The organism is Bartonella sp. TT110JLCBS, from assembly GCF_042193405.1.
Classification (GTDB): domain Bacteria; phylum Pseudomonadota; class Alphaproteobacteria; order Rhizobiales; family Rhizobiaceae; genus Bartonella.
Genome location: NZ_JBHILT010000036.1, coordinates 1 through 6113, shown reverse-complemented (window position 1 = coordinate 6113; position 6113 = coordinate 1). Strand labels below are relative to the sequence as shown.

General features: G+C 38.1%; 4 protein-coding genes. All 4 read left to right on the top strand.

Features of this window, described 5'->3' with window-relative positions; all coding sequences use genetic code 11:
• Window positions 1-720, top strand: a 720-nt coding sequence (locus ACFILW_RS08560) for a toprim domain-containing protein (RefSeq protein WP_375685555.1), incomplete at its 5' end; no start/stop codon positions are given.
• Window positions 721-725: 5 nt separating this feature from the next.
• Window positions 726-857 carry a hypothetical protein gene (locus ACFILW_RS08555; RefSeq protein ID WP_375624105.1) on the top strand — a complete coding sequence of 44 codons (132 nt, stop codon included), beginning with the start codon at window positions 726-728 and terminating at the stop codon, window positions 855-857.
• Window positions 808-2307, top strand: coding sequence for a YfjI family protein (locus ACFILW_RS08550; protein ID WP_375685554.1), 1500 nt, complete (start codon window positions 808-810; stop codon window positions 2305-2307). The genes ACFILW_RS08555 and ACFILW_RS08550 overlap by 50 nt, the downstream gene beginning before the upstream one ends.
• Before the next feature lie 569 nt (window positions 2308-2876).
• A partial coding sequence (locus tag ACFILW_RS08545) for a DEAD/DEAH box helicase family protein (RefSeq protein WP_375685553.1) occupies window positions 2877-6113 on the top strand: 3237 nt, incomplete at its 3' end.

Here is a 6113-nt window from a genome sequence, read left to right as displayed (position 1 = left end):
TATGCTGGCTGCTCTTTTAGAGAGATCATACAAGCGCTCATCAGAATTGGCTTGCTTGGAAAACAAGCTTATGATCAGACGCTTTCTTTATCAAAACAGATTTCTGCTGATCTCAAACGAGCAAAACAGAAAGCAGAGAGAGCAAAAGCAATTTGGCAACAATGCCAACCAATCAAAAATACTTTAGCAGAAACCTATTTACGTATGCGGGGTATTACATGTGATTTGCCTGCTGATTTACGCTTTCACGACAACTGTCCGCACCCATTAGGGATTACACTGCCCGCGTTGGTGGCTCTTGTTAAGGGTGCTGACTCCTTTGCTATTCATAGAACCTTTTTACAAGCCAATGGCTGCAAAACAGATCAGAAACCAGCAAAAGCCATGTTGGGATCTGTAATGGGCGGTGCTGTGCATTTAAGTCAAGCCAATCCAAAACATCTGGTTATTTGTGAAGGCATTGAAACGGGGCTGTCTCTGCTGTCTGGGTTGTTATCAGAGCCCGTGAATTTATGGGCGTCTCTTTCAACCAGTGGCATGATGCGTATGAATTTACCCCATACAAAAGGACATCTGACAATTGCAATGGACGGCGATGATGCGGGTCGTAAAGCAGGTTTTACCCTAGCTGCACGTGCTTATAGCCAAGGCTTTGAGGTCTTTATCATGCAAGCCCCTAACGCTTTAGATTTCAATGATTTTCTCTATTATTCAAGGTAAGTAATATGACAAAAGATAATCAAAATATTTTAGAGAGTAATACCCCTGTCAATGATAACGATAATGCTTGTTTAAAAGCCATTCCTTATGAACAAGCCTTGCAACAAAACGGTTGGGGGGGAATTAAAACCACTTGAATATACTCTCTTACCCGTCGAGCCTTTTCATGCTGCGCAAATGCCTTTAACTTTAAGTCGCTATGTTTATGACGTTTCAGAGCGTCAACAAGCTCCAATGGATTTTATTGCTGTCTCTGCTTTATGCGGTTTGGCGGCTGTCATTGGTAATGGCGTGCGGGTTGCTCCAAAACAATATGATGATTGGACGATTGTCCCTAATCTCTGGGGCGCTCTTATTGGTCAATCATCAACATATAAAACACCAGCCATGAAAGCCGCTTTAGCGCCCATTACTTGCCTTCAAAAGCAATGGTATAAAGAGTGGTTAAAACAGAAAGAAAAACAAGAAATTGAAGAGAGATTTGAAACTTTAGACAAACGAGAAAAGGAAAAACAAGCCCATAAAGCGATCAAAAAAGGAGATCTTGAAACAGCCCGTGCTCTTTTGTCTGAAGCCCCTTCTAAAGATAATACACATGATGATGATGTCTCTCGTTTTATTGTCAATGATGTGACGGTTGAAAAGCTTGGGGAACTCTTAAAAGAAAACCCCCGTGGTCTCTTAATGGTTCGTGATGAGTTATCTGGTTTTTTAACCAATCTAGAAAGAAAGAAATATCAAACAGACCGTGCTTTTTATCTCACAGCTTTTAATGGAGATGATCAATTTACCTATGACCGTATCGAGCGGGGAACCATTTTTATCCCCCATGTAACGTTATCAATAATTGGAGGCATTCAACCTTCACGAATTATTCCCATCATTCAAGCCATGCACCATGGAATAAACGATGACGGTTTATTGCAACGGTTTCAAATGATTGTGTGGCCCGATGAAAATCAAGAATGGAAATTGATTGATAGACCGCCCAATCAAGAGGGCTGGCAAAAGTATGAAGGTGTTTTTCGCTCTTTTCGTGATAAACGATTAGGTTCTCCAGAACACCCGCTGATCATGCGTTTTATGCCAAAAGCACAAGAGAAATTTTATGAATGGTTAGAAAACCTTCATAGAGAAGCAAAAGGGGGTCGTTTCTCCGAAAGCTTACAATCGCATGTTTTAAAAATGCCAAAGACCATAGCAAGCCTTGCGTTAATTTTTGAACTTCTTGATAGTGGTGGTTTTGAAATTGGTCTCTATGCCATTACAACAGCATTGCGTTGGGAAAAATATCTATTAAGTCATGCAAAACGTCTTTATGCGGCGAATGATACATTAACAGCAGAGCGTGCAAAATTAATTGTTGAACGCTGTGATCATTTACCCGATATTTTTACAGCAAGGGATGTTTATAAACGTGATTGGAAATGTTTAACAGACAATCAAACCGTTAAGCAAGCTTTAGAGCTTTTATGTCGTTGTAACTATATTCGTGAAATCTCTGGAGAGAATAACTCCCAAGGCGGTCGACCTACCATACGTTATGAATGGCACCCCTTAGTGAAAAGTCATAAGACATCACACTGAGGCAATTTGGAAATCTTATAAAACATTAAACAATATAACAGTGAACCTTTAAAGCACTCCCCATCATTAGTTATGGGGGTTCTTTTTACCCCCCTTTATATATATTTTTTAGTCAAAAATAAAAGTTATTATATTTCAAGTGGTTAATATTTTACAGATCTAAAAAAACAACCTATATCGACATTACAACCTATAAATTCAACCAATAATATATGTTTTGTAGGTGTTTTGGGGGTTTTAAAAACAGACAAAACCTATCTATAAAATAATTCATAAAACTTATCAAAATACTCATTATGATGTTTTAAAGTCCATGGTGCATTTGTCTTGATTAACAGGTCAATTAACACATCAAATAAACAGCAAATTTCACTATTTTGCTGATCTTATCCCATGTCATGGGCTGTGGATAAACAGCATTAAAAAAAACTTTTGAAAAAAATTTATCCGCTTTTTAGCATTTTCCGAATTTTTCACACTATTCATTCAAAATGGATTTAATAAGCTTCATTTTGATTCTTTTGAAGAGAATTAATCAATAGAATATATTGTCATGGAGTTTATTCTTTATGCTTCGCCCTCATCATTCTGATCATGAACATGTCTCTTTACGCTCTCTCTTAGAATATTATCGTCAACAAGCAAAATCACCTCGTGAATTGGGAACATTGTTTGAAAATCTTGTCATGGCTTATCTTATGCATGACCCTCTTCATTATGGACGCTATGAAAAGGTAGAAACCTATTATGAATGGGCTGAAGAGCGTGAAGGTTGGAATAAAAATGATATCGGCATTGATCTGGTGGGAAAGCTTCGTCATCAAGAGGGATATGTCGCTATTCAATGTAAATTTTATAAAGCTGACCATCAGATCAGTAAAAAAGATATTGATAGCTTTATCGCTGCCTCTGGAAAAGACATCTTTAAATATCGTCTTCTCGTTGATACCACAGAAGTGGAATTAAGTGACAATGTGAATGCCATGATTAAAGGACAAGCGATACCCGTTTATCGTATTGACCTTCGTCATATGGAAAACAGTCGGATAGATTGGCAAATATTTGCAATAAAACAAGAAGTTCTTCTGAAATCAACAAAAGAGCCTCGTCCCCATCAAGAAGAAGCCATCAAGAAAGTCTGTGAAGGGTTAAAAGAAGCAGATCGTGGCAAGCTAATTATGGCATGTGGAACGGGGAAGACTTTCACTAGCCTTAAGATAGCAGAAACCATAGCAGGAACAGGCAAGCGTGTGTTGTTTCTGGTTCCTTCTCTGGCTTTAGTTTCGCAAACAATCCGTGAATGGACAGCCGATGCACAAGTCCCGTTGCGTTCCTTTGCGGTTTGTTCTGATACGAAAGTAGGCAAGCGTCGTAAAAACCAAGATGATATTGTTGGCATGGAAACATCAGATCTTGTTCTCCCTGCTACCACGGATGCGAAAGCCCTTGCCAAAGAAGCTTGCGAAAACCTAGCAGATGCAATGACGGTCATCTTTTCAACCTATCATTCTATCCAAGTGATTTCGGATGCACAAAATACCCATGGGTTACCTGAATTTGATCTGATCATTTGTGATGAAGCCCATAGAACAACTGGTGTTGTGTTGGGAACAGAAAAGCATGAATCTGAATTTATCAAGGTTCATGACAATAGCATTATTCGAGGCAAAAAACGCCTCTACATGACAGCAACCCCAAAGATCTTTAGTGACAAGCTGAAAAGGAATGCTTTCTTATCCAATAACGTTTTGGTGTCCATGGATAATGAAAAACTCTATGGCAAACAACTTTACACTTACAACTTTTCACGTGCTTTAGAGGATAAGCTGTTATCACCTTGTAAAGTTATCATATTAGTTGTCAACGAAGAAGAAGTAAGTCAATCCATTCAACATCTGATTACCGATAAGAATTATGAACTTATTCTCGATGATAGGACCAAGATTAATGGCTGTTATAGAGCCCTTACCAAAATGGATCTGAAACTTGATCTTGAAGATGACCCCAAGCCCATGCGTAGAGCTTTAGCTTTTTGCAAAGATATTGATACTTCTAAACGCATATGCAAAAGATTCAAAAAAGAAAAAGTGCAAGAATCTTTACGCGCTCTTCATAAAAACTATAAAGATACTCCTCCTCTTAACTGTACCCTTGCCCATATTGATGGAACCTTTAGTGCTAAAGAGCGTACAAAACAACTTGAATGGTTAAAGGAAGATGCGGGGGAAAATACTTGTCGTGTACTTACCAATGTACGCTGTCTTTCTGAAGGTGTTGATGTACCCGCTCTTGATGCTGTTCTATTTTTACACCCGCGCAAAAGTCAAATTGAGATTATTCAAGCAATAGGACGTGTAATGCGTCGAGCAGAGGGTAAAAAAAGAGGCTATATCATTCTACCCGTTGGGATACCCGCTGATATTCCGCCGGAAATAGCCTTAGAAAACAACCAAAAGTATAATGTCATCTGGCAAGTTCTCAATGCTTTACGTGCTCATGATGATAACTTTAATAAAATAATTCACCATATGCACAAAAAACAAGACGTAAGCGATGCTCTTGAAATTGTTGCTGCTTCTCAAGAACTTGCGTTAGAAGATACGACCACGGTTATTGATGATTTACCTATACGCTCAAAATTAGAGTATTCAGGACTTAATATTGGGTTAGCAACTTATGAATCCTCTCACACATGTGAAGAACAAGGAGAACTCCCCCTTTTTTCTAAATGTAAAGATGTCATTAAAGCTGCTATTGTTAATAGATTTTACGACCCTAGCTATTGGAAAAAATGGGCAATAAATGTTGGTGATCTTGCTCAAACTCATATCACACGCTTAACTGAGGTTTTGACGAAATCAGAAACTGAAACACGGCGTGTGTTTAATGATTTTATGACCGAATTACGTAGTAATTTAAATACAACTATCTCCGAACAAAATGCGATTGAAATGCTTGCGCAACATCTTGTGACGCGTCCAGTCTTTAATGCTTTATTTGAGGGGCATCAGTTTGTTCAAGAGAATCCCGTATCTTGTGCTTTACAACGCGTACTCAATACCCTTGATAAAGTTACTCCTAAAGAAGAATCTCAAGATCTCAAAAATATTTCTAAGAGTGTACAATTTTACACCCGCGGAATTACCACTCTTGAAGCACAACAAAGTTTAATTGTAGAGCTTTATAATGAATTTTTCCGTTATGCTTTTCCGCGTACAGTAGAAAAATTAGGCATTGTTTATACTCCCATTGAGGTTGTTGATTTTATCATTCATTCTGTTGATGATGTGTTGCGTCATGAATTTGGAAAAAGTCTAGGATCACGTGGTGTTTCTATTCTTGACCCTTTTACGGGTACTGGGACCTTTATCACACGGCTATTACAATCCAATCTCATCAAACCAGAGGATATGGAATATAAATACCGTTATGATATCCACGCAAATGAGATTGTCTTGCTAGCCTATTACATAGCAGCCATTAATATCGAAGCAACCTATCATGGTCTTATGAAAGGAAATTATATCCCTTTCAAGCATATTGGTTTGACTGATACGTTTCGAATGATTGAAAAACAAGATCTTATGGAAGGTATACTCAAAGAAAACAGTGAATATTTGGAACATCAGAAAAATTTGACTATCGAAGTTATCTTCGGCAACCCGCCTTATTCAACTGGTCAAAAAAGTGCTAATGATAATGCGAAGAATACCCCTTATCCCATATTAGATAATCGTATCAGTGAAACTTATGCTGCTCAATCTGAATCAATCAATATGCAAGCACTTTATGATAGCTATATACGA

Excerpts from the sequence above, each read along its gene's own strand:
- ACFILW_RS08555 (WP_375624105.1), top strand. The coding sequence starts at position 726 with ATGACAAAAGATAATCAAAATATTTTAGAGAGTAATACCCCTGTCAAT.
- ACFILW_RS08550 (WP_375685554.1), top strand. The coding sequence starts at position 808 with ATGAACAAGCCTTGCAACAAAACGGTTGGGGGGGAATTAAAACCACTT.